The organism is Blastococcus saxobsidens (genome assembly GCF_002938435.1).
Classification (GTDB): domain Bacteria; phylum Actinomycetota; class Actinomycetes; order Mycobacteriales; family Geodermatophilaceae; genus Blastococcus; species Blastococcus saxobsidens.
The window spans coordinates 36,457-60,455 of the sequence record NZ_POQT01000002.1; the positions used below are offsets into that span (position 1 = coordinate 36,457).

Here is a 23,999-nt window from a genome sequence, read left to right on the forward strand (position 1 = left end):
GGGGACGCGGACCGCCCGGCGCGTGGTCGGGCGGCGGCGGGGAGCGCACGGGGCGCTGCAGACCGCCGACACCGGGATGACCACGCGCCGAACGGCGTCGGGAGTCGAACCCGCGCGTTCCTGAGACGCTTGCCCACATGGCATGCCCGTGACCGACGCGCAGGACCTGCGGCGGCGATGCCGCCCGGCTGCTGATCACGAGCGGAGGGACGGTAGCGAGGGACCGGGCCCGCCCGCACCCGGTTTTCCGGATCAGGGGCTGGTCAGGACGACGAGCCGCTGGGTGGCCCTGGTCATGGCGACGTAGCGGTCGACCGCGCCCTCGATCCCACCGCCGAACCTCTCCGGGTCGACGAGGACGACGAGGTCGAACTCCAGCCCCTTCCCCAGCGCCGGCGTCAGCGACCGGACGCGGGAGGTCGCCGGGAACGCCGGATCCCCGATGACGCAGGCGACGCCCTCGTCGTGCTCGGCCAGCCAGCCGGCGAGGACCGCGTCCCGCTCCGACAGCCGCCCGTGCACGACGGGCACGCCGCTGCTGCGGATGGAGGTCGGCACGTTCGCGTCCGGGCGCGCGGCCCGGATGACCGGCTCGGCCTCGGCCATGACCTCCTCCGGCGTCCGGTAGTTGAGGGTGAGGGAGGCGAGGGTGACGCGGTCGAGCCCGACCCGCTCCAGCCGTTCCTGCCACGACTCGGCGAACCCGTGCCGGGCCTGGGCGCGGTCACCGACGATGGTGAAGCTCCGGGACGGGCAGCGCAGCAGCAGCATCTGCCACTCGGCGTCCGTCAGCTCCTGGGCCTCGTCGACGACGATGTGCGCGAACGGGCCGGCCAGCACGTCCGGGTCGGCGGTGGGCAGCGCCGCCCGGTCGACCAGGGCGTCCTGCAGGTCCCCGTGCCGCAGGCTGGTCATGAGCAGCAGCTCGGAGTCGTCGGCCGCGATCAGCTCCTCGATGACGGTGGCCATGCGCTCCCGCTCGGCCGCGACGACCGCCTCCTGCCGCCGGGTGCGCCGCGCGCTCTCCGGATCCCCGAGCCGCTGGCGTGCGGCGTCCAGGAGCGGCAGGTCGGACAGCGTCCAGGCCTGGGCGTTGTCGCGCTGCAGCGTCCGGACGTCCTCCGGGCTCAGCCACGGGGCGCACGTCCTCAGGTAGGCGGGCACCGACCACAGGTCGCCGACGACGTCGGCCGCCTCGAGCAGCGGCCACGCCCGGTCGAAGGCGGCGCGCAGCTCCCGGTTCCGGGACAGCGACGTCCGCAGGTGCTCGCCGTCCTCGTCGCCGTCGGCCTTGTCCTCGAGGATCGCGAGCAGCTCCTCCCAGACCTGGGCACGCGCCTCGTTGTGCGGGGTCCCGGGGTCGGGCGCCTCGAAGGCCTCGGCCCAGTCGTCGGCGGTCAGGTGGAGGTCGGAGGAGTCGGTCTCGACCGTCATGCCCCTGCGGGGCGGCTCCTCGTGGAACCGGACGGCGGCCTCGATCGCGCGCACCAGGTCCGCGACGCCTTCAGGCGGGCGACCTCGGGGTCGTTCTCGGCCGGTGCGGCCGCACCCACGGGGACGAGGTCGCGCAGGGTGCAGGTCCGCACGCCGTCCTCGCCGAGGCCGGGGAGGACGTCGGAGACGTAGGCCAGGTACGGCTCGTGCGGCCCGACGAACAGCACCCCGCCCCGGTCGTGGCCCAGGCGCGGATCGGCGTAGAGGAGGTAGGCGGTCCGGTGCAGGGCGACGACGGTCTTCCCCGTGCCCGGTCCACCGTCGACGACGAGTGCACCCTGGGAGCCCGCGCGGATGATGGCGTCCTGGTCGGCCTGGATGGTGCCGAGCACGTCGCGCATGCGCGCCGACCGGTTGCTCCCGAGGCTGGCGATGAACGCCGACTGGTCGTCGAGCGCGGCATGCCCCTCCAGCCCCTCGGGGGTGAACACCTCGTCCCAGTAGTCGGTGATCCGGCCGCGGGTCCAGCGGTACCGGCGGCGGCTGATCAGGCCCATCGGGTGGGCGTGGGTGGCGCCGAAGAAGGGCTCGGCCGCCGGTGACCGCCAGTCGAGCAGCAGCCGGCGCCCGGTGCTGTCGGTGAGCCCCAACCGGCCGACGTAGACGGGCTCGGGGTCGTCGGCGGCGACGATGCGGCCGAGGCAGAGGTCCAGGCCGAACCGGCGGAGGGTGCGCAGGCGGGCGCTGAGCCGGTGGATCTCCAGGTCCCGGTTGAGGGCTTCCTCCCCGCTGCCGCCGGGCCTACGGCGTTCGGCGTCGAGGCGCTCGGAGAGCTCGGCGATCGACCGCCGGAGGGTTTCGGCGACGGCGGTGAGGTGCCGCTCGTCGCCGGCGATGAGGGCCGGATCGGCCTTGGCGGAAAGGGTGCCGGGAAGGGCGAACGCGCTGGTGGTGGGGGACGTCATGGCATCAGCTCCGAGTCCGAGGCCGCGACCCTAGAACGAAATTTCCGGGCTCATGAGGAAGCCCGGGAGCTGCTACAAAGGACATGGCGGGCAGTGCTTCGCGACCGTTGCCCGCGAGGTGTCACGACGCGGTGCCGCGGGCCCGGAGTGCCTCGACCCGGCAGGGGCGGCCCGGGGGCCGTGGTCCCGACCACCGGGCCTGGAGGCATGGGCTGCCGGGCGGCCGGCTGTCCGGCGTCCCGGTTCTCCCGCGGGCTCACGGCCCCGGGGTCTCGCCGTCCGGGTGGGTCAGCCGCGCCGGGGCTTGGGCAGCTCGCCGGTGTGCACCAGTTCGTCGGCGACCACCCGCAGCTTGGTGTTGGTGCGGTTGGACGCCTCGTTCAGGAGCTGGAAAGCCTGGTCGGCGGTCACCTTGTACCGCTCCATGAGGATGCCCTTGGCCTGGTCGATCACCGCGCGGGACTCCAGCGCCACCTCGAGGTTGCGCGCCACGTCCTTGGCGGCCTCGTAGTCGAACATGTTGCCCACGGCCACCGACGCATAGGGGGCGAACCGGCGGGCGGCGGACCGTGCGTCGTCGTCGAAGGCGTGGGCCTCGCGGGCGTAGATGTTCAGCGCCCCGGAGACGCCGTCGTCGATGACCAGGGGCACCGAGAGGGAACTCAGGTTGCCGTGCTCGGCCGCCCGTCGCATGTAGTCCACCCACCGGGTCTCGGTGCGGGTGTCGGGGACCTCGGTCAGCTCCCCGGTGCTGGCCGCGTGCAGGCACGGCCCCTGATTCTTGGAGTACTGCACCTCGTCCAGGGCCAGGGCCAGCTGACCGGTGGACGACACGGTGACCCGCTGATGACGGTCCTGGATGAACACCGAGGTCTCGGGGTTTCCCGGCATGACCTTCTTGCTCAGCTCGGCGACTGCCTGGAGCAGCGAGTCCATCGAGTACTGCCGCAGTGACATGCGGCCGAGCTCGTCCAGGGCCTCGTCGGCCTGCGCGCTGCGGGAGGTTTCACTGCTGGACATACGTCAGCTCCGGTGGTGTGCACCGGGGTGGCGACCTCGGCAGGAACCCCGCACTGGGGCCCCGCGTGCATGCGCCGACTGTGTGACGCGACTACTGCTGTTGACCTTACCCCCGGGGCCCTGGTCTGGACCCACGCGGATCGCGCCGCGCGGCGGCGACCGCCGACGGAGGAGTCCGCGAGTGGGCCCCGTGGGGATCGAACCCACAACCCGCGGATTTCAGGGCGACATTGTCCGCCGCTGTCCGGCCGTAACCGCCGTCCCCCCTCACCTGCGCTGACAGCCCCTCGGTACGCTCCGCCACTGACCGCTGAAAGCTGTGACCTACCGTGATTTTCGAGGGCTTCTCGTGGGGAGACCGGCGCTGCCGATCGGCACCTTCGGCAAGATCAAGACCTACCCAACCCAAACCGGCTACCGAGCACGCTGCCTCTACCGGGACTACGACGGCAAGGTCCGCAGCGTCGAGAAGGCCGGGCGGACCAAGGCCGGCGCCGAAGCTGCGCTCAAGCTGGCCCTGCGTGACCGCGGTCGAGTCGTGGGCAGCGGCGACATCACCAGCGACACGCGAGTGAGAGCCGTCGCCGAACTCTGGTTCGCCGGACTGCGCGACAAGAGCCCGACCACCCTGGAGTCCTACCGGCGCATCCTTGATCGCCACATCGTGGGCGCCGGCCCGAAGCCTGCTGGAGCCAAGGCTCCCCCCGTCCTGCTGGCCGACTTGCGCCTGCGCGAGCTCACGATCGGCATCGTCGATCGCTTCCTACTCAAGCTCGCAGAGCAACACGGCGCAGCGACAGCCAAGCTCGCCCGCAGCGTGCTCTCAGGGATCTGCGGCCTAGCGGCCCGCCACGACGCCCTGGACCGCAACCCGGTGCGAGACGTCAGCCGGGTCGAGACAACGCCACGGCGAGCCCCCAGGGCCCTCACAACGGCCCAGGCGAGACAGCTGATGGCGATGGTGACCTACGACGACGGCGCCGTGAGCCGAGACCTTCCCGACTTCATCGCCTTCATGCTGGCAACGGGCGTCCGCATCGGAGAGGCAGCAGCGATGACCTGGGACGCAGTTGACCTCGACGCCGGCACCGTTGAGGTCCGCTCGACCGTTGTCCGGGTGAAGGGCCAGGGCCTGATCGCAAAGAGCACCAAGACCGACGCCGGCGCCCGCGCCTTGGTCCTGCCGAGCTGGTGCGTGGAGATGCTTCGCGGCCGCGGGACCGACGGGGCCGGCCCAGTGTTTTCAGCCGTCCGGGGCGGCTGGAGGGACCCGTCGAACACCCAGAGCGATCTGCGAGCAGCCTTCACCAACGCTGGCTTCGACTGGGTGACCTCCCACGTGCTGCGAAAGACCGTCGCCACGGTGATGGATCACGCCGGATTGTCGTCTCGAGCGGCCGCCGACCAGCTCGGCCACGCCAACCCCTCGATGACCGCTGACGTCTACATGGGCCGCAAGGTCGCATCGACCGGAGCCGCCATCGCACTCGAAGCCCTCGGCCCGGCCTGATCACGGCACCCGCTGTGACACCGCTCCGGCAGACCCGGTGGCGGTCCGTGACTGACCCGTCTCGTACCGTCGCCCCGTGGTCGATCGACGAGTTGGTCGAGAAGAGCACCGCTTGGCCTGGCACCTGGTCCGCCAGAAGCTCAAGGTCGTCCAGCAAGCGCCGTGCGGCCCGTACCGCATCGACGTCGGCATCTGGCCAGTCGCCGTCGAGGTGCACTCCAGCGACACCGCCCCCGAGCGTTACCCGCACCTGATGAGTCGAGCGCAGTACCTCATCGAGCACGGCTGGTCGGTCTTCTATCTCTGGCTGGGTCGCCACGGGAAGTTCCTGACGGGCAAGTGGGGCACGCCTTCGGAGATCGCCTTCTACCGACACCAAGTCCTCGCCGGCGACGCTCGGCCCTTCCGCATGAGCCGGATCGGTGGGGTGCCCCACGATGAAGGCGAGATCGTCGACGGCCGCCTCGTCGTCGGGATCGCCCCCGATCCGTTGCCCGAGAACTTCACCAGTCCGTTAGCCCACAGCATCTGGGCCGCCCTCAGTGACGAGGAACGAGCCGCCTGGAAGCGCCGAGAGACCCAGCTGTGCCCGACGGGCGGGGTCGAGCCCTACGAGAAGACACCGATCGTCGTTGGTCGGGGCTACTACCGCAGGAAGATCTGGATCTGACCGAGCTAGGCCCGCTGCCTTCCCCTTGGGTGCGGCGCTGAAGGCGCCTCCTTAGTGAGTTCGCGAGCAGGTACAAGGTGTCGTGCGACCAGCTTCATCGAAGATCCACTCGGTGAAGTCGCAGGTCGCGCAGCCCTTGTCATTGCTCCACCCCGGCAGCGCCCCAGGGAGGACAGGCGCCGAAGGCGGCGATGATCCTTGTCTCCTCCGTGGGACCCAACTTCGACGCGATGACGGTCGTAAGCCCTGTTTGCCAGATGACGATGGAGAGCCAACACCCCCACCGCCGTCCACCGGGCGGGGGTTACTCACTACATAAGTGGTTGAGACGCCATCTGTGTCGTGTAGGTGTGACCTGCGGCTTCTCGCCCTCCTCCTACCGCGGCCAGGGGTCTTGGTGAAGACGAAGTAGTACCGGTTCGTCCTCTTGCGCCGGTACTGGCCAGTGGCCTCGTCACGAACGGGAGGCGATGGGTAGACCAGGAGGTAGCCGGCGTCACGCAGCTCCCGGATGTGGCGCTGCACAGTCCGCACCGAGACGCCGAGCATGCGAGCGACGCGAACCTGCGACGGCCACACCTTCCCCGCATCGTCGCCACTGTGCTCGAGCAGGACTGCAAACGTCGCCAGCGTTGAGCGGATGATGGAGTGATCGGATCGGACGTGGCTAAGGACCTGGCGCCGACGGTGCGGATTTTTCCGAAGCTGCCTGGTCTGACGCTCGGCGTCTCGGCGTACGGGTCGGCTTGGTCTGTCGACGTCACCGAGGACGCCGGGGTCAAGAAGTAAAGACAAAAGAGCTCCAATAGTTGCGAAGGATGAACTCGGCCTTTCGCAACTGCGCCGCCGTCGGAGCGTGAGCTACTAGCCCCACAACCAAGAAGCCCGCACATCGTTTAGACGATGCGCTACAGTGGAAATGAATCTGTTGATCACTTGGGCTTCAAGGATCTGAGTTAGAGCGAGGGTTGGTCTGCCAGGACCGGCCCTCGTTGCATGTTCGGGATTGGGTCAGCTCGCCGTAGCGACCTCCTCGGCTTCGTCGGCAGCAAGATCAGCCAGCAGTCGAGTCCTTAGGTACTGCGACCGGGTCATGCCGTGGCGGGCCGCTGCCGCATCTAGCCGTCTGGCCGTGCCGCTTGGGAACTTCGTTATGAGCCGCTCACATGCGCTTCCATCGGGACTAAGTGGTTGCCGTGCCATAAGGGCATACGATTTCGCGAATACTGCTTGCGCGCGCGGATGGTCGCTATCCGAACTGATCAGCGCCTATGGCCGAGCGAGCGCAGCGGGCGAGGCCCGGCCGAATTGACCGGGACCCGATGCCTAGGCGCCGACCATCGTTCATTTGTCTCACACTCTTCCTACCCTTGCCTGTCATGGATGAAGAACTAGTCAAGGGCATAGCCCGCATGATCAAAGCAACTTTGACCCCGACAGAGCCAGAGGAATGGATTCCAATCAACCGCTACGTCGCCCCCGGTCAGGAGGTGCCATGCTCACCTCCTGACGGACCGGGACTCAACTAGCGTCAGAACTGTCCTCCTTTCCACGAGTGGCCTTCGCAGCCACTCCAGCCGTCTGCATGACTTTTCGGTGATGATGGGGGTTTGAACCGCAGTTCGACCCGTCGCAGCCTTCACAGACCACGACGGCCACCACGGGTTCCATCACCTCTGTCGATCGCTCGGCCGCCACCTCAAGGAACGCAGCAACATCACCAGCCCAATCCTTTGGGTAGTTGGTGAGCCAGCGAAGGGCGAGTTCGTACCACTGCTCACGGTCATTCAGCTCCTTGCAGCTGGAGCAGATTTGCACGCCGGTACGAGGGCGCATCCAGTGGGCAATGCGTTTGCAGTACGCACAGCGGATGGTGGGTAGTTTGTTGTCAGTACTCAAGGGTGTCTCCTTGTTGCTCATCCCCCGGCCGCTATCTACGGCGCGGGGCTTTTCTTTTCTCTGATTGCAGTAGTGCGGTTCTAGGAACCGCCTCCGCTGCCTTGCGGAGGCATAGCTGCCGACAGCTCGCCCGGCTCGTCGGGTCAAGCAGCGGGAGCCCACTTGTTGCGTGGCGGAGTTGAGAAAGGAATGGGGCCGCGCAGCGGCCACCGAAGATGCCGCCGCAAGAAGTTGGCGGGAGCGCTTGAGGCGATGAGCTGGGTGGGCGCCACGACGCCGGCAGGCGTCGCCATGAGCGCCGCGTGCAGCGGTGCTCGAGAGGGTAAGCCCGCAGGGCTGCCGCTGACTGCCCGTTGAGCACCTAGCCAGCGGAGCCGTGTCGCGCGAGCATCGCTGTGGCCCAGACGAGCACCGCTACACCGGAGAGTCAGTGTCCACCGAGACCGCTGTTCTGCTCGACGAAGCCCTCCTGACGGAGCTTGAACCCTCCATCCCGTGCGGAATGCGCTGGGGGGACGACGATCCTTGCCCGGCAGAGGCCGACTACGCCGTCCAAGTCATCTGCGAGCTGTGCGGGGACCGCTGGGCCTTCATCTGCGAACCGTGCCTCGACCTGCTCGAAGCGACGCTAGGCACGCTGACGACCTGTCGCGGCAACTGGGTCTGCGCAACAACCGGCCCCTTGATCATCGCCGTCGTGACAATCAAGCCCTTGAGCTGACCTGGCACGGGTGCTCGCAAGGGCCTCCCGCAAGCGATCGCAGGCGTCGGTCCAGACACTCGTCCCAACCGCTCCGAGGCCGGCCGGATGGCACTGACGCTGACGCCGCCCTGCCACGCATGCTGAGGTTCCATGGAACCTCCGATTAGGCTCCCCACGGCCGTCGACGCCGAAGGTCGGCCGACAGGTTGAGCGGCAGCCCGTCGCCTGGGGGAGGAAGCTGAGTGCCGAGGTACGAAGGTCGCCTGGAGCTGACCTGGACCAACAAGCACGAGAGGCTTCTCGCTCACGACGACGGCTCCTATGAGTGGCTTCCGGCGTCTGACTATCGAGTCGCCGAGGTGCGGCTTCTACGGAACATCGGCGATGTCGGAGGGGTACGCAAGCGCCGAGCCGAAGACAATTTGCTGATCCGCGGTGACGCACTGAGCGCACTGACTAGCCTTACTAAGCTCCCCGAATTCAGACGTGAGTACGTCGGCAAGGTCAAAGTCGCCTACCTGGACCCGCCTTTCAACACCGGCCAGGCGTTTTCCCACTATGACGACGCGCTTGAGCATTCGGTCTGGCTCACGATGATGCGCGATCGCCTGTTGCAGATCTGGGAGCTACTCCGGGAGGACGGCTCCGTTTGGGTGCACCTCGACGACAGCGAAGCTTCATACTGTCGAGTCCTCCTTGACGAGTTGTTTGGGCGGGAGAACTTCGTCACATCCGTCGTCTGGGAGAAGGATCAGGGGCGACGCAACGACACAGACATCTCCACGGTCCACGACTACATCCTCGTCTTCGCGAAGAACCGTCAAGCCTGGAAGAAGACCCGCAACCTGTTACCGCGGCTAGAGGACCAGATCAAGCGGTACCGCAACCCGGATAACGATCCTCGCGGTCCATGGCTCCAGGGAGCGGACAGCACCGCTAAGAGCGGAACCGAAAAGAACAGATTCGAGGTCTTGCTTCCTTCCGGGCGACAAGTTCGGCCACCTAAAGGCGTCTACTGGCGCTTCAGCCCCGACACGTTCGATCAGGCGTTGTTTGAGGGACGGGTCTACTTCGGGGCCGACGGCAATGGAATGCCGATCATCAAGCGGTACTTGACGGACGTGCAGCAAGGGGTCGTGCCGAGAACATGGTGGCCAGCTAGTGAAGTTGGCAGCAACATGAGCGCCAAGCGCGATCATCTGCGAAAACTACTTCCTGATGTCGAGCCTTTTGCTACGCCTAAGCCAGAGCCCTTGCTGCACCGAATCCTGCACATAGCGTCCAACCCGGGAGATATCGTCCTTGACTGCTTCGCAGGATCTGGAACAACCGCCGCTGTAGCTCAAAAGATGGGTCGCCGCTGGGTCGCTATTGAACGTGTCCCTGACACGGTGGAGACCTATACCCTCCCGAGGCTCACGAAAGTCCTGAAGGGAGAGGATCCCGGCGGCATCACCAGCTTGGTTGGCTGGACGGGCGGAGGGGTGGGCTTTCGCGTGTTGGATGTAGCTCCGTCGATGTTCGAGAGCGAGAACGGCCTCGTCTATCTCCACGACGCCATGAGCAACGGGGACCTAGCGGAGGCGACCGCCGCTCAGCTCGGCTATGAGTACAAGCCGGAGCCGCCGTTCGCCGGCCTCAAGGGACGCACTCGACTTGCCGTCGTAGATGGAGTGGTCAACGAGGACGTTGTTCGTCTGCTGGTCTCCGCCCTAGCGGACAGCGAGCGCGTAGTGATCTGCGGAACCGGCCTGGACTCCGAGGCCCGAGCCGTGCTTCGAGAGCTACGCCCCGGCTCATCACTGCGGAAGATTCCGGCCGCCTTGCTCGAGCGCTACCGGGCGCCGCATCGACGGGTACGGCGTGAGGCTCCCGAGTCGACCGCCGAACCGGTCCTGACTGGAACCGACGCGTGATGACCGCTCCGCTTGAGCTCCATGAGGACGTCATTGCTGACCTGGCGTCCCGCCTGGAGCTTCGGGAGCCAAACCGCCTGGCCGTAGAGACGCTGGCCGCGGAGTTGTCCCAGCACTACAACGTCGACGACGGGCAGCCGCCGTTCGAGGCGGTCTTCGACGTGGCGACCGGGGTCGGCAAGACCTACATCCTTGCTGGCTCCATGGAGCTGCTCGTCGAGGCCTACGGCATCCGGGACTTCGTGATCATCACGCCGGGCAGCACGATCCTCAACAAGACCCGAGACAACTTTACGCCGGGGCATGCCAAGAGCTTGCTCGGGCCTATGAGCTTCCAGCCGGTCGTGATTACCGCCGACAACTTTGCGACGCCGGCCATGCGAGCTGCGATGGACGACGAGACGCAGGTCAAGGTTTACCTGTTCACCGTGCAGTCGCTCGTCCGGCCGACTTCGAAGACCGCCCGCAAGGTCCACAAGTTCCAAGAGGGGCTCGGGACAGAGTTCTACGAGCACCTGCAGCGCACCGACCTCCTTGCCGTCTTCGCTGACGAGCACCACACCTACTACGGCCCAGCGTTCTCCACGGCCGTGCGTGACCTCAACCCGTGGCTACTGCTCGGGCTCACTGCTACGCCGCACAAGCAGACGCCCACCGACCAGATCGTCTACCGCTACCCACTAGCGGCAGCCATCGCCGACAAACTGGTCAAGACGCCCGTCATCGTGGGCCGCAAGGACGACCGAACGGACTCCCTCACCAAGCTGACCGACGGCGTGACCTTGCTGCGAGCCAAGGCGGAGGCCGTCGACGCACACGTCGCCGCAACCGGCGGCGAGCCAGTGAACCCCGTGATGTTGGTCGTCGCCAAGACGATCAACGAGGCCGAGGAGTACGGCGAGATCCTGCGCTCGCAGGAGTTCTTCGGCGGCGCCTACGCCGATGCGGTTCTCGTCGTGCACTCCAGCGCGCCTGACGAGGCGCTCACCGGCCTCGCCGCTGTCGAAGACGCTGACTCGCCGGTGCGGATCATCATCTCGGTTGGGATGCTCAAAGAGGGCTGGGACGTCCGCAACGTCTACGTCATCGCCTCGATGCGAGCGAGCGTCTCGGAGATCCTCACTGAGCAGACCCTGGGCCGGGGCATGCGCCTGCCCTTCGGGCAGTACACCGCCGTCGAGATTCTCGACACGCTCGAGGTCATCGCTCACGAGCGCTACCAGGACCTCTTGAAGAAAGCCGGCGTGCTGAACCAGGCCTTCGTCGACTACCGCACCCGAGCGGTCGTACGAACCAACGCCAAGGGCGAGCAGGTCGTCGTCACCGAGACGACCACCTCGACCGTCCAGCCGGTGATCGCAACGACCGACGGTGCCCCGGCGCCTCAGCCCGCCGACGAGGACCCCACCCCAGTCGTCACCACCGTGCAGGACCGCACTCAGCAGGTCATCGAGGCGGTCACCAGGCTCAAGCAGGAGATCGCCAGGCGACCCGATGCCCCTGCCATCAAGCTTCCCGTCCTGCGCATGTCGGTCGTCCGAAGCAGCTTCTCGCTCGCCGACATCACAGACACCGACGCCTTCCGAAAGCTAGGGGCGTCCCTCGGCGCCGACCCCGCCGGTGAGCTCAGCCGCACGCTGCTTGGCGCTCGCATCGTGGAGGGGTCCGACGGCATGCGCCGTACCGAGCTGGTGACCACGACTGCGGCCGACCGAGTGCGCTCCACGCCGACGCTCTTCCCGGAAAGCGACCTGCGGAACAGCCTTGCCGAGATGGTGCTCGGATCGTCGGCAGTACCGGCCCGCAAGAGCGAACGAGCAGCACTTGGCCCGTTGCTCGACGCCTTCTTTGAGGGCCTCGGGACCAAGGCGGTCGAAGTGCTCTCTGCCAACCTCGACCGGGCCGGTGCTCGCCTCGTGCGCCTCGTCGAGTCCGAGCAGCGCCGCTTCATGGCCAAGCCGAGCTTCGAAGAAGTCGTGGAGGTCAAGACCTTCGACCCGCTCCGGGTGACCGACAAGGATGTCTCTGCCAACCGCCATGGCGCCTTCTCGAAGGCACTGGCTTACGAGGGCTGGCAGCGGGCGATATTCCCCATTGCCTGGTTTGACTCGGCTCCTGAGCGCACCGTCGCCAACGTCGTCGACGACGACGACTCGGTGGCCTGGTGGGTGCGCCTGCATATCAATGACTTGCCCATCCTTTGGAACGGGGCTGGCCAGCGGTACAACCCCGACCTGATCGTCATCGAGACCGACGGCACTCACTGGGTCGTCGAGGTCAAGATGGACAAGGAAATGACTTCGGCTGACGTCCAGGCCAAGCGCGAGGCCGCCAAACGCTGGGCCAACCACGTGTCGGCTGACTCGAGCGTTGGAACGCGATGGCGCTACCTGATCGTCTCTGAGTCAGACATCAACGACGCCAAGGGGTCGTGGGACGCGCTAAAGAGGCTCGGCAGCTGAGCCGAGGGCATCCTCATGCCTTATCTCCCCACGCTGGCTGTTGCTGCGTTAACCCGGTGCCTGGTAGTCGAATAGGTCCGCGTCGCTGAGCCCGATGCCTATTCGATGACTGGAGTATGTGATCTGCACGCCCTCAGAAAGATGAGCAATAAGCGTCATCGTCGGTGTTATCTGAAGCTGACCGTTGGCGAGTCGCCGAACGTCTTGAAGCGTGGTGTGCCAGTCCACATATGGGTACGGCTGACCCGCCTCACCCATGCGGTGCGGGTCCTGTACCTCCCCATGCAGCTCGCCTCTTACTTCGTGCCAGGTCGGACTGACATCGAGCGGCCGTTTCGCTTCAAGCTCGGAGCGCACTGTCTCGGGCAGGTCGAGCAGCTCAAGCAGGCCCGCTCGGACGTAGTCCAGGAGCGTACGTCCGTGCTCCTCGGCTACCGCTCGATACATCGGCACCTTCATGAAACCATGCTCGAAGCCGTCGCTGGCCTTCCTGGCTGCGTCGTAGGTCACCTTGTCTCCCCGACAAAGCACGTCACGTCGGACCCAGCCCAGTAGTACGTCGTTCCAATTCTTCCGCGTGACATCGACTCCGAGATGTAAAGCGTGCTCTCGGGGATCAGCGAGACCGAACTGTTCTCGCTGTCTCCGCTCGGCGACGGGCCCAAGTGCTTCGAGGGCCATGTACAGATGCGCAAGCGCCAGTGGAAGACCCGCTGTTGTCCAATGACTAAGGGCGACGTGGTATTGGCTCACTGCTCGGCCGATGCGCTCTTGCTCGGCATCCTCGAGGAAGGCTTCGAGAAATGGGAACAGGAGCTTGTCGTCTAACTGTCGACTGGGCCGGGGTAGACCTTGCTGGAAGTCGAATTGCTTCTGCCAGAACTGTCGGCGGGTCAGCCCAGGCGCCGCCTCGTACGCCAGGTATGGCACCGCAGGCGGCACGAAGGCGTTGACCGTGAATGAAAGCAGTGCGACCACGGCGCTTGCCACGGCCCCCGCTTGGGCAATCGCAGCGTCGGCATCCTCAGCCGATAGACGCACCTCTAGGACCAGCTCCCTCGGTACGAGGTCAGTCAGGCCTGCGTCCTCGAAGCGATTGGCCAGGACGACGTCTACCGGTTGGTCATCTGTGGGCAGCTGGCGTAGCCCAAGTCGCTGATCCGGCAGCAGACTGGCGCCGCCCGACGTCAGGAGGATCACCAACCACGGCGTCGACTCGGCCTGAGTCGGCGCTTCTGGCCTACCTACGTCAGCAAACACAGACCCACACTAATGACGACAAGGAGGGCTGCTCCGCTAGAACCCGCTCAACGCCTACGCCCCCCAACAGGACCCGACCCGACTCCATCGGCGGGACGCGGAGTCGGGTCGGTGGCCTGTTCCAGATACTTTACGGCCTGAGCAGGACAGCGCCTGACTCTCTTAGTGGTGCCGACGTGAAGTCAGGTTGAAGAGCGGCAAGAGACCACACAGCGCCAGCGTGTTGGTTACTCGCTCAGAAGGTTCATGGACGATGAGGTGAGAGCCGTTGTCCTTGGCATACCGGTGAGCGGCCACCAGCACGTTGATTCCTGTGGAGTCAATAAAGGCGACACCACTCATGTCCACCTCTATGTCACGGGCATCGCAACCGTTGATTGCATCACAAAGGTCGCTCCCCAATTGCGCGGAGTTCGAAATGTCTATCTCGCCGACAAGTTCGACATGGCAGGGCCTTAGCCAGAGGGCCGACAGGCCTTTTTGGGCTGGGGGCATAGACACAGACACACTCTCCTCACGATGGCAAAGGGCGAGTGCATGGACTCTTGCCTCATTGCGCTAGCCATCGATCATCCTCATTCGAATCGCTCAGAGAATCAACGTGTATTTCTGCATGGCGCCTCTAGCGTTGAAGGCATAGGCTTCTGCGCCGGCTCACTAGCTGTTTCCTAAGGAGTAAGCGTCCCTCCGGGTAGCAACGTCGGCGAGGAAGCTAAGTGCTCGACAACCGGCAAGCGGTCGCCCATAAGCGATTCGAGCACGCCCGAATCGGTGGTCCACCAGTTCACAATGGTCCATGACTGCCTGACCAATTCATGAAGCTGAAGGACCCGCTCACAGTCTGGGCCACCCAAGACAAAGTCAGTGATGATGGCGCTGGCGGCATCGGCATCCTCCACGCCAACGGCGACGAAGTAGCTGGACCATTCGGGCCTCCAGCCAACCATTAGCGGAAGACCGTGCTGGAGGCTTTCCACCTTGTACTTGCGTTCGCCCACGACTGAACCCCCCAGCCCTACATTCGCGACTCGCATCTAGGAAAGAGAACGTATAGGCCAAAATTCCCGGCCGCTTGAGGCATTTGACCTATCCCGGAGAGCGCTAGAGATGAGGTGCCCACGGGGTATCGCAATGCAGCTAGCGTCCTGGGGTGTCGACTTAAGCTCGGCTCTCAGGCATGGGCTGACCGAGTCTGGGAACGAGGGAAGAGCACGAGCTCGGCGGCCGGCCCCAGCCGGTAGGCGCGGGGTCGGTTCGAGGGAGGGCACCCCGCCGTCCGCTCTGGCTGCCCGGAGGTAGGAGTACCCGTCCATGGATGATCCGCTGCGCTCGCTGCTACACGCCTCCCATCTGCTGGCGGCCGACCACCTGGCCTCGGTCGCCGCCGCCCATGCCCGTTCCATGGGGGCTCGCGAGACCGTGATCTATCTCGCCGACTACGAGCAAGCCACTTTGTTGCCACTCGGCGGTGCCGGGATACCCGGACGCCAGGGCCTCGCGATCGACTTCACGCTGGCGGGACGGGCGTTTCGCCACGTCGAAGTGCTAACTAGCTCGCCCGCTGAGGGCACCTACCGGCTATGGGTTCCTCTGCTCAACGGCGTGGAGCGTCTCGGCGTCGTCGAGATGGTGTTTGCCACCGCACCGAGCGAGGGCCTCGAGGCCGACGTTCGAGTCTTCGTCACGCTGCTTGCCGAGCTGATCGTCGTCAACGACGCCTACAGCGATGTCTTCGCTCGGCTGCGTCGCCGCAAGACCCTCAGCCTGGCCGCCGAGATTCAGTGGGACTTGCTTCCGCCACTGGCCTTTGGCACCGAGCGGGTCGTGATCACCGGAGGGCTAGAGCCGGCATATGACATTGGCGGGGACACCTTCGACTACGCCGTAAACGGCTCGGCGGCCGATCTTCTGGTCCTCGACTCGATCGGCCATGGCCTGCCCGCAGCCGTGCTGGCTGGCGTGGCCATCGGCGCGTATCGCTACGCACGACGCAACATGGCCGACCTGCCCGAGATGGCTCGTGAGATCAACGACGCCATAGCCGGTCAGTTCGGTGGGAGTCAGTTCGCCACCGCTGTCCTGGCTCAGCTTGACATCGACACTGGGCGACTGCAATGGATCAACGCCGGCCACCCCACACCCCTGATCGTGCGAGGCGCCTCCCTCATCGAGCCGCCGCACTGCCCGCCCGATCGACCTCTAGGTCTCCAAGACAACAAGCCTGGCTGTTGCGAGACCCGTCTGCAGCCCGGCGATCGCCTGCTGCTCTACACCGATGGCATCACAGAGGCTCGATCGCCGGAAGGTGAGTTCTTTGGCGAAGAGCGCCTGGCCAACTTCATCGCCACCGCGGCGGCTGCGGGTGACCCGGCACCAGAGATGGTCCGGCGCCTCATGCGTCGACTACTTGCCCATCAAGGCGACCAACTACAAGACGACGCCAGCATCGTCGTGCTGGAGTGGCTCACTGGCGATGAACGCCAGATGGAGTTGTAGTCACTCAGCCAGACACGCACAGCTGATGTCCGTAGATAAAGGACGTTATCTACGGGTGCTTGTCACACCCTTCGGCTAACGTCCCCGAACATGAGTTCGACTCCGAACGACTGGACCGGCGGCTGGATGGCGGCCATGTCGTCACAGTGGGCTCAGCCCCTCGCCAGGCTGAGCGAGCAGCTGGGCCGCCAGTGGACAGAGCCTCTGGCCGAGGGCCTCCGGCTCGCCATGCCCAGGTTCGTGCCCCACTACAAGATCGGGCCGTTTCCAGAGCTCAAGGCAACCCTCGACGACATCCGTCGGCGCCACTTCCCGCCGAACTGGCCCGAGGACATCAAGCTGGGTCGGGTCGTCGAGGTCATCCAGCAAGACGGACTACCCCTGGTGTGGGTCCCTCGACGTTCTGACCTCGTCGCCAGCGTCTTGAATGCGGCCGACCGCCCGGCTCGAGTTGCTCTCCTCGTCGATCACAGCGACGAACTGATCGAGGACTGCCGAAGCGTCCTCGTCCCGGTCACGACCGATCGGGTCGCTTCTCAGCTCCCCCTTGCCCCTCGAGCTATCGATGCCTTCGCAGCTGGTCACCATGAAGCCGCTCAAGCGCTCGCAGTGCTGGTGACCGATGCCGCCCTGCAGGGTTGGATCACCGGCAACTACGAAGCTGTCGCCGAGGCAGTCCGCTTCGATCCCAAGGAGGTGCCCTTCACCTTGTTGCGGCTCCAAGCCGCCGTGGCACCCCTCGACAGCTTCAAGAAGCGGTACTTCGGCGAGGAGTCTCTGCCAGAGCCCCTCAGCCGCAACGTGGTCGTTCACTACGCGGATGCTGCCCACTTCACCCGGGCCAACGCACTGATCGCCCTCTTGCTCATGGCTTCGATCCTTCGGACGCTTCAGGACTTCGAGGAGCGAGCCGACCAGCGACGAGGAAGCGCCGCATGACCATCGAGGCCTCTCTAGTCGGCCCGCTCACCGCGGCGGCCCGTCCCTCATGGGTCGTCCCGGCCGAGCGGACCACTGCCGTCGGCCGACTGCCCGGCGACGACGTCACCGACCCCTTCATACGGCTCGTCGTGGCCATGCTCGCCGGCTATCCCGACAAGACCGCCCGGAGTTACCTCAGCGACCTACGGGCCTGGTCGGCCTGGTGTGAGCACCTCGGCGTGCATCCCTTCGACGCTCGCCGGCATCACACCGACCTGTGGGTACGTCACTTGACGACTGAGCCTCAGCCCAGCAACGACGGCCAACCGCTCTCTCCTGCCTCGGTGGCTCGCCGGCTCTCAGCCGTCTCGGCGCTCTACGCCTACGGCATCAGCGTCGAAGTGCTCAGCTACTCCCCCACAACCGGCGTTCGCCGGCCGAAGGTCTCCGATGAGTCCTCGACTGCTGGCCTCACCGCAGACGAGCTGGTGATGCTCCTCGACGCTGCCGACGCTCACTCGCCTCGGATCGCAGCGCTGGTCTCAGTCATGGTCTTCACTGGCTGTCGCATCTCCGAAGCGCTCAACGCTGACGTGGACGACTACCGCTACGACCGAGGCCATCGGGTGCTGCGCATCAAGCGCAAGGGTGGCAAGACCGCATCGGTGGCCCTTCCGCCGTCGACGGTCCGGGCGCTCGACGAGCTGATCTGCCAGCGCCATGACGGACCGATCTTTCTCGCTCGCGACGGCCTGTCCCGGTACTCGTACACCAGCGCTTATGAGCAGCTGAAGCGCCTCGCCAAGTCGGCGGGCATCGCCTCGGCCAAGTTCATCAAGCCCCACAGCCTGCGCCATGGATTCGCCACCGAGAGCCTGGCGCTCGGTGTCCCCTTGCAGGACGTCCAAGACGCCCTCGGCCACGCCGACCCGCGCACGACGAGACGCTACGACCGGTCCCGTCACAACCTCGACCGCTCCCCCGCCTACGCGCTCGCTCAAGCGCTACGTCGCGGCTAGCCCTCAACCGCCACGAACTGTCACTGCCTCTGCGTAGCCTCGGATCGACGAAGGGTGACTCTGACATGTCTATGTCTGCAACGGATCGCAAGGCTCTGCTTTCGGGCTGGATCAAGCCGTCGAGCGATAACGAGAAGGACCAGCAGGATCGCGCCGAACGTATGGTGCGAGATGCAATCGAATCCAGCGATGCGTTCGAGGGATCCAATTACTCGATCTACACCAAAGGCAGCTATCCCAACAACACCAACGTCCGACAAGACAGCGACGTCGACGTGGTGGTCGAACTACGGGAATGCTTCTACTGGGACTACGGCTCTGGCGTGACTCCAGCGGACCCAAAGGTTGTCACTCCGTACGGGGGGTCGTGGACGCCGGCGACCTGGCGCAAAGCGGTCAAGAGCGCTCTCGTGGAGCACTTCGGTGCGTCAGGGGTAGACAGCTCAGGAGAAGTTGCGATCAACATCAGTGCCGTGGCAGGCAGTCGTCCCAGCGCCGATGTGGTGCCGAGCTTTCTCTACTACCGCTACGACAATACCGAGTGCACTCAAAGCGAACAGGGAAGCTGCGTGTTTCCTCGCTCGGGCGGAGCCAAGATCGTCAACTGGCCTCATCACCAACTCGACAAGGGCAGGTCGAAGAACAACGCCACTGGCGGAAGATACAAGGACTACGTTCGCGCCCTGAAGAATGTTGAGAACGTTCTCGCCGACGACGGCGTGATCGACGATCTCCCGTCGTACTTTATGGAATGTCTCGTCTTCAACGTCCCCAACTCGATCCTCAAATCAGGCGGTAGCCTGGACGATGACTTCCGAGCAACGCTGGTCGAGCTTTGGCGTCAGCTTGGCGACGAGGACACCGAGACCGCGATGGTGGAACCCAACTACATGAAGTGGCTCTTTCAAGGGGACAAGAAGTGGACGCTTCAGGACGGCAAGGACCTGATTCAGGCCACCTGGACATACCTCGACTACGCCAGTTGATCCGCCATCACTAGGCCCGCGGCTTTGGTCCGCATCGTCGCCATCGCCGCCGGCGTTGTCTACTCGCTGGCTCTCGTGCTCTCCGGCATCAGGCTGGACAGCACGACCAAGATGTTGCTCGGCTGGTTCCCCGCCGCTTGCTCTCTACTCCTCGTCATCTGGGACGTCATCGGGTGGCGGCTGCCAGGTTTGCAGAAGCTCACGCATCGGCCCCGCATTGATGGTCTATGGGCGGTGACCCTTAAGCCCACCATCGAGAGCCACATCCCCGACGGTGGCAATCGGGGCCCGATCAGCGCCTACCTCGTCGTCAGTCAGTCGTACTGGTCGGTCCATGCGCGGCAGTTGACCGAGCAGAGCAGCAGTGACAGCCGATCCTTCTACTGGTCCCGGCCGGCGGGCGCCGACGTTGACCGCCTTACATTCTTGTATGAGAACACTCCTCTACCGGAGCACCGCTCGAGGAGCCCTCGTCATCAGGGGCTTTGCTCTCTCGACGTCGCCCGACTCATCTCCAAGGAAATCCAGGGCAACTACTTCACCGACCGCTACACACAGGGGTCGATGGAGCTTCGCCTGGTCGACCGCAGCAAGGGATACGCCTCCTTTGCCGAAGCGCATCAGCACACCAGCAATCCCTAGCTCTGCCACTCAGGCGATATTGCTTGATCATGCTCCGGTCTCTACATGGTCTGATTCGTTAAGTCGACAAGGTGATCGAACAGCTCTTCCAGTGGGGTTGATTTCTCAAAGTAACCATGTGCCCCCGCTGCTCTCGCCTTCGGCTCCGTAGCCGGACGCGGACCGCTTGAGAACATGACAACGGTCGTTCGTGGAGAGCTTGCGCGAAGCTGAGGCAAAGCCTCGACACCGTCCATCTCAGGCATCTCCATATCGAGGATGATCGCATCGGGCTGAGTGCTTGTCACGACTTCGATACCTTCGACTCCGTTGGTAGCTTCGGCCACCAGGGTCACCCGCCGATCCTGGGCGATGAAGGATCGCAAGAGCGCCCTAATCATCGGGTCGTCATCGATTACAACCACTGTAGGCATCGGTATTTCATTCCCCTGCGTAGGATACGTAGGGCTATCTGCCCGATAAGCGACATAGCAACCATAGAAACCGATTAAGAGAACCCTTCTTTTCGCAAACAGCGAGATGTGGCGTCCTCGACGGCTGATCCAACCAGACGGTTCACCAGACGCCGGCGGTGAGAGAAATACCCTGGGCACTGTGCTGTTCTGCGTCACCGAGGCAGGTATCGTCGCCTGGTCCACCAGCGCCTCCTGGTTGCCCGCGGGTCAGCTGGTGCTCGAAGGAACTAAACGCCGTCGCAGGGCCCGCGTTCTTATGGACAGTCCACGAACGATCGCAATAACGTCTCGGCATGTGCTGACGAACCGGCAGCCGCAGAAAGGCCCTCATGCTCAAATTTCTCGTCTTTTGCATCCTTGCCGTCCTCCTCTGGCCAGTCGCCCTCCTCGTGGGGCTGCTTTGGATTCTTCTGATCACCGCAAAGTTGACGCTCAAAGCAGTGGGGACCGTTTGGGCCGCGCCCAACTCCTTTGCTGCAAGTCTCGACACACTCTCCGGCAAGATAGAGAAATTGCCGAGGCAATTTGGGACAACTGCCGACACTGCCCCGAAGCAGCGCCCAGGGCCAACGGACCCGAGTGCGTGGCGGCCTACAGGGACGCAGCGCCGGTGAAACAAGATTCCGCCCAGTCAGTCCAAGGGGATCTGTCGCGGCGAGCCAGTACGAGTCACGCTGTAGATGAAGGGGCCAGGCTGGTCAGCCCAAGCCTGGATGCGACGCCAGTTGATCATCAACACTTCGAGCTGGTCCCACTTACCGATCGCATCCGCGCCGGCAAGGGCAACCATGCGCGCCCCGTTCTCTCGCACCGCGGCTACCTCGGCACGGCGACGCTGAATGGCCGAGTCGCGGGTAACAATCAACCAGCCCTGCTCAGCGACAATCGGGATCCAGTGAGGGTCCTTGGCGCCTGTGTAGCTGAGTACGCAGGGCGGGCGCAGACGCTTGTGGAGCTCGGCCCCGGGATCTCCTGGGTAGGTGATCTCGGGACGGAGCGCCGCCACGACCTTAGCCAAGCCGAGCACGTCCTCGTCGAAGTAGAACCGGACGTGCGCCGGGCGAGGCGGCACGGGTCAGGCCACTCGCTTAGCCCGGCTGGCTTGCTCGTATGACAGCGCCCACCACACATCGGCCTGACTGAGCCCGAAGTCCTCGGCGATCTCGTCGTCACTCTCGCCGGCCCGGTTGTGTTCCCAGATGACTTCAGTGCTGATGCCGCCAACGTTGGGGCGACCAAAGCGCACATCGGGATCGACGACTACGGGCGACTCCTCCCCCGCTATGCGCCAGCCCCCAGCGACGTCGTTGTCCCAGATGACACTGCGATAGAAGGCATCGGCCGCTGGTAGCAGCGCCAACTGGCCGCTTGCCTCACCGACCAGCCACCAGTCTCCAGCCAGGTCGGCCTGCTTCTGAGCCTCCATCACCAGCGCTCGACCGCTCGTCACGTAGGGCCGCTGATGAGCCAGCGGGTACGGCACGTCGAGTCGCTGGCGAAGCACCTCGACGAAGGTCCGCAGCTCTCGCATGGGCACGTTGGCATCACGGCGATAGGCCTTCAGTAGGCCGGCCTCGACGAACTCAGCCCAGGTGACATCAGCGTGACCGCCACGGGGCTCGGGCCGGATGATGGGCTGGTAGGTCTTGTTGCGACGCTCGCCGCCCTCGAGCCAGTAGTGAAGCGTCGACGGCGAAACCCGAAGCAGGCGCGCCGCCTCTGCCTCGGTGTACATCTCGCGGTCCAGGACTGTGGTGGTCATCGGCGCCAGTTTGGCAGCACGGTGAGACGAGATGCGAGACGTCTCCCCACCGACGCTTCGCGCCGCCGCTGGAGCCCTCAGCGGAGCCACCCTCAGCCAGGGAAGTCCGGCCCTTCGTTGCGGAGCTTCCTGGCTTGCAGCCAGCCGCTCCGTTTCCACCGGGGAAGCCACGCGCAATCACTGACCTGCGGATTCCGCCGGAGGACTCCAATTAGTCCGGGCATCACAACAACTAGACGCCTAGTTGTCTAGCCTCCCTGAGGTAACTAGGGAGGTCCTTCTATGCGCACTATCGGTATCGCTAATCACAAGGGAGGCGTTGGCAAAACAACGACGGCGGTCAATCTCGCTGCCGGCCTAGCCCGAGCAGGGTTCCGCACTCTGCTGGTCGACGTTGACGCCCAGGCACATGCCACTTTTTGGTTTGCTGAGGATCCAGCCGACATCGACTTCGACCTTCAGGACGTGATTTCTAACGGAGTCCCGATCGAGAAGGCCATTCTCAACACCCGTATTCAAGGGCTCGACCTGCTGCCAGCAACCCTTGCGCTAGCTCCCCTGGAGACCGAGTTGGTCTCGATGACGAGACGGGAGGACCGCATCGCCCGTGCACTCGCCGACGTCGAGACCTCGTACGACTTCGCCGTCCTTGACCTGCCCCCCAGCCTCTCTCTGGTCACCCTTGCCGCACTGGCGGCCGCCACGGACGTGATCGCTCCGGTCAGCGCCACCAAGCTGGCCGTAGGTGGCCTCGGCGCCTTCCTGAGCTGGACAGACGACTTCCGCGGTGAGGGGGTCATCACCGCTCCCCTGCTCGGCATCCTTGTGACGATGGTCGACTCCCGTACCCGGGTCAGCCGCGAGGTCCTCGACGCTCTCAGGGACAGTGACCTGCCGCTTTTCGAGGCCGCTATCCCCCGTCGAGTCGCCGCCGAGGACCAGGTGGGCGGCCGTCTCGTCGTTGGTGACGACGAGGCGAACCCCGACCTGGCGGCGGCCTACCAGGCCTTCGTCAATGAGGTGATCGCCCGCATGGGAGTCACTCGTGGGTAAGAACTTCACCGCAACCGACCTTCTTCGAACTGGCCGCCGACAGGAGCCGTCACAGCGGCCGGTCACTCAGCCATCTCACAACTCGACCACTAGACGCCTAGACGTGGAGACGTCTCAGCGCTCAGACGTTCAGTCGGGCCATCCTGCGCCTAAGCCACTAGACGCTCACTCAGCTCCCGACTCGACGCCTGAGCAACTAGACGCTCAGTCATACGAGCGGGCGACGGTCTTCTTCACACCCGACCAACGGCGGTGGCTCAAGCAAACGGCCAAGTCGTTGCCGGTCGATGGGCTCTCGGCGTCCGACATCGCCCGCCTGGCCGTCAACCGGCTCCGCCGAGAGGTAGAGAGCGGGGAGCTCATGCTGGTCGAGGCCTTAAGCGAGCAGGCCTACGAGGAAGCCGCCACGCACCCTGGCCGGCGCAACAGAGGTCTACCGCCTCGCCAGCAGCAGTGAGCGCCTAGGCAACTAGACGCTCAGTCAAGCGGAGTGGGCGGCTCGTCGCTGCGGCCAAGCGCCCACAGCAGGGTTGCCTCGACGCCGCCGGCGTAGGAGCCGTTGACCACCTTCGAGGGCGGTCGGCGCCGGTAGATGACGTCGTAGGCATTGGCCAGTTCGTCTTCGACGGCCTGAGAGCTCGGCGTGACGCCCGGCCGCTGGTCGATGGGGGAGGGAACCACCTCGCCGGCAACCCACTGCAACGTGGCCAAGATGCCCGAGAAGCGGGCCTTGGCATCTGCGCTGTAGAAGTCCTGGGACAGCTCGTCAGCGACGACCGCAGCGCAGTTCCTCAGTTCCTCATCCCCCCGGATCACCGCCACGGCG

At 65.0% G+C, this 23,999-nt stretch carries 23 protein-coding genes; 11 read left to right on the forward strand and 12 right to left on the reverse strand.

Features of this window, described 5'->3' with window-relative positions; all coding sequences use genetic code 11:
- Positions 1 to 252: 252 nt before the first annotated feature.
- The 3 genes from C5507_RS22960 to C5507_RS01485 form a co-directional block, all read right to left on the reverse strand.
- Positions 253 to 1,488: a hypothetical protein gene (locus C5507_RS22960; protein ID WP_242611194.1), complete on the reverse strand. Its 1,236-nt coding sequence runs from the start codon at positions 1,486 to 1,488 to the stop codon at positions 253 to 255.
- On the reverse strand, positions 1,431 to 2,399 hold the full coding sequence (locus C5507_RS22965) for a helicase domain-containing protein (RefSeq protein ID WP_242611195.1): 969 nt from the start codon (positions 2,397 to 2,399) through the stop codon (positions 1,431 to 1,433). Before C5507_RS22965 ends, C5507_RS22960 begins: the two co-directional genes overlap by 58 nt.
- A gap of 288 nt (positions 2,400 to 2,687) precedes the next feature.
- The gene (locus C5507_RS01485; protein WP_165400465.1) at positions 2,688 to 3,419 is read right to left on the reverse strand and encodes a GAF and ANTAR domain-containing protein; all 732 of its coding nucleotides are present in this window, start codon (positions 3,417 to 3,419) and stop codon (positions 2,688 to 2,690) included.
- A 319-nt stretch (positions 3,420 to 3,738) separates the two neighbouring features.
- On the opposite strand from C5507_RS01485, the gene C5507_RS01490 reads away from it, so the two are divergent.
- Both C5507_RS01490 and C5507_RS01495 read left to right on the forward strand, forming a co-directional pair.
- Complete coding sequence (locus C5507_RS01490) at positions 3,739 to 4,929, forward strand: site-specific integrase (RefSeq protein ID WP_242611196.1); 1,191 nt, start codon at positions 3,739 to 3,741, stop codon at positions 4,927 to 4,929.
- Positions 4,930 to 5,005: 76 nt separating this feature from the next.
- The gene (locus tag C5507_RS01495; protein WP_130504264.1) at positions 5,006 to 5,599 is read left to right on the forward strand and encodes a hypothetical protein; all 594 of its coding nucleotides are present in this window, start codon (positions 5,006 to 5,008) and stop codon (positions 5,597 to 5,599) included.
- 51 nt (positions 5,600 to 5,650) lie between these two features.
- On the opposite strand, the gene C5507_RS23455 is transcribed toward C5507_RS01495, so the two are convergent.
- Together C5507_RS23455 and C5507_RS22030 are read right to left on the reverse strand one after the other, a co-directional pair.
- Positions 5,651 to 6,394, reverse strand: a complete 744-nt coding sequence (locus C5507_RS23455; protein ID WP_158657454.1) for a helix-turn-helix domain-containing protein — start codon at positions 6,392 to 6,394, stop codon at positions 5,651 to 5,653.
- A 726-nt stretch (positions 6,395 to 7,120) separates the two neighbouring features.
- On the reverse strand, positions 7,121 to 7,519 hold the full coding sequence (locus C5507_RS22030) for a hypothetical protein (protein WP_130504265.1): 399 nt from the start codon (positions 7,517 to 7,519) through the stop codon (positions 7,121 to 7,123).
- A 409-nt stretch (positions 7,520 to 7,928) separates the two neighbouring features.
- Between C5507_RS22030 and C5507_RS01505 the strand changes: the two genes are divergently transcribed.
- The 3 genes from C5507_RS01505 to C5507_RS01515 all read left to right on the forward strand — a co-directional run bounded on the left by C5507_RS01505 (position 7,929) and on the right by C5507_RS01515 (position 12,579).
- On the forward strand, positions 7,929 to 8,219 hold the full coding sequence (locus C5507_RS01505) for a hypothetical protein (RefSeq protein WP_104526778.1): 291 nt from the start codon (positions 7,929 to 7,931) through the stop codon (positions 8,217 to 8,219).
- 224 nt (positions 8,220 to 8,443) lie between these two features.
- Complete coding sequence (locus C5507_RS01510) at positions 8,444 to 10,117, forward strand: site-specific DNA-methyltransferase (RefSeq protein WP_104526779.1); 1,674 nt, start codon at positions 8,444 to 8,446, stop codon at positions 10,115 to 10,117.
- Positions 10,117 to 12,579 carry a DEAD/DEAH box helicase gene (locus C5507_RS01515; RefSeq protein ID WP_165400466.1) on the forward strand — a complete coding sequence of 821 codons (2,463 nt, stop codon included), beginning with the start codon at positions 10,117 to 10,119 and terminating at the stop codon, positions 12,577 to 12,579. Before C5507_RS01510 ends, C5507_RS01515 begins: the two co-directional genes overlap by 1 nt.
- 48 nt (positions 12,580 to 12,627) lie before the next feature.
- Here C5507_RS01515 and C5507_RS22035 read toward each other — a convergent pair whose 3' ends face one another.
- The 3 genes from C5507_RS22035 to C5507_RS01535 form a co-directional block, all read right to left on the reverse strand.
- Positions 12,628 to 13,782, reverse strand: a complete 1,155-nt coding sequence (locus C5507_RS22035; protein ID WP_130504266.1) for a hypothetical protein — start codon at positions 13,780 to 13,782, stop codon at positions 12,628 to 12,630.
- 219 nt (positions 13,783 to 14,001) lie between these two features.
- Positions 14,002 to 14,334 carry an STAS domain-containing protein gene (locus C5507_RS01530; RefSeq protein ID WP_242611386.1) on the reverse strand — a complete coding sequence of 111 codons (333 nt, stop codon included), beginning with the start codon at positions 14,332 to 14,334 and terminating at the stop codon, positions 14,002 to 14,004.
- Positions 14,335 to 14,507: 173 nt separating this feature from the next.
- Positions 14,508 to 14,837, reverse strand: coding sequence for a hypothetical protein (locus tag C5507_RS01535; protein WP_104526784.1), 330 nt, complete (start codon positions 14,835 to 14,837; stop codon positions 14,508 to 14,510).
- A gap of 313 nt (positions 14,838 to 15,150) precedes the next feature.
- Between C5507_RS01535 and C5507_RS01540 the strand changes: the two genes are divergently transcribed.
- The 5 genes from C5507_RS01540 to C5507_RS01560 all read left to right on the forward strand — a co-directional run bounded on the left by C5507_RS01540 (position 15,151) and on the right by C5507_RS01560 (position 19,903).
- The gene (locus tag C5507_RS01540; protein ID WP_104526785.1) at positions 15,151 to 16,335 is read left to right on the forward strand and encodes a PP2C family protein-serine/threonine phosphatase; all 1,185 of its coding nucleotides are present in this window, start codon (positions 15,151 to 15,153) and stop codon (positions 16,333 to 16,335) included.
- A 90-nt stretch (positions 16,336 to 16,425) separates the two neighbouring features.
- A complete protein-coding gene (locus C5507_RS01545; protein ID WP_130504267.1) occupies positions 16,426 to 17,274 on the forward strand; it encodes a hypothetical protein in 849 nt (282 codons plus the stop codon).
- Positions 17,271 to 18,275 carry a tyrosine-type recombinase/integrase gene (locus C5507_RS01550; RefSeq protein WP_104526787.1) on the forward strand — a complete coding sequence of 335 codons (1,005 nt, stop codon included), beginning with the start codon at positions 17,271 to 17,273 and terminating at the stop codon, positions 18,273 to 18,275. The genes C5507_RS01545 and C5507_RS01550 overlap by 4 nt, the downstream gene beginning before the upstream one ends.
- Positions 18,276 to 18,340: 65 nt before the next feature.
- The gene (locus tag C5507_RS22040) at positions 18,341 to 19,261 is read left to right on the forward strand and encodes a nucleotidyltransferase domain-containing protein (protein WP_158657455.1); all 921 of its coding nucleotides are present in this window, start codon (positions 18,341 to 18,343) and stop codon (positions 19,259 to 19,261) included.
- 24 nt (positions 19,262 to 19,285) lie between these two features.
- Complete coding sequence (locus tag C5507_RS01560) at positions 19,286 to 19,903, forward strand: Cap15 family cyclic dinucleotide receptor domain-containing protein (RefSeq protein WP_104526789.1); 618 nt, start codon at positions 19,286 to 19,288, stop codon at positions 19,901 to 19,903.
- 41 nt (positions 19,904 to 19,944) lie between these two features.
- Here C5507_RS01560 and C5507_RS22970 read toward each other — a convergent pair whose 3' ends face one another.
- The 3 genes from C5507_RS22970 to C5507_RS01575 form a co-directional block, all read right to left on the reverse strand.
- Positions 19,945 to 20,316, reverse strand: a complete 372-nt coding sequence (locus tag C5507_RS22970) for a response regulator (protein ID WP_104526790.1) — start codon at positions 20,314 to 20,316, stop codon at positions 19,945 to 19,947.
- A 673-nt stretch (positions 20,317 to 20,989) separates the two neighbouring features.
- Entirely contained in the window at positions 20,990 to 21,430 is a 441-nt protein-coding gene (locus C5507_RS01570; protein ID WP_104526791.1) for a PIN-like domain-containing protein, read from the reverse strand.
- Positions 21,431 to 21,433: 3 nt separating this feature from the next.
- Positions 21,434 to 22,120 carry a DUF433 domain-containing protein gene (locus tag C5507_RS01575; RefSeq protein WP_104526792.1) on the reverse strand — a complete coding sequence of 229 codons (687 nt, stop codon included), beginning with the start codon at positions 22,118 to 22,120 and terminating at the stop codon, positions 21,434 to 21,436.
- Positions 22,121 to 22,402: 282 nt separating this feature from the next.
- Here C5507_RS01575 and C5507_RS01580 point away from each other — a divergent pair, with 282 nt between their 5' ends.
- Entirely contained in the window at positions 22,403 to 23,173 is a 771-nt protein-coding gene (locus C5507_RS01580) for a ParA family protein (protein ID WP_104526793.1), read from the forward strand.
- Between the two features lie 477 nt (positions 23,174 to 23,650).
- On the opposite strand, the gene C5507_RS01590 is transcribed toward C5507_RS01580, so the two are convergent.
- Positions 23,651 to 23,995, reverse strand: coding sequence for a hypothetical protein (locus tag C5507_RS01590; protein ID WP_104526795.1), 345 nt, complete (start codon positions 23,993 to 23,995; stop codon positions 23,651 to 23,653).
- Between the last annotated feature and the right edge of the window lie 4 nt (positions 23,996 to 23,999).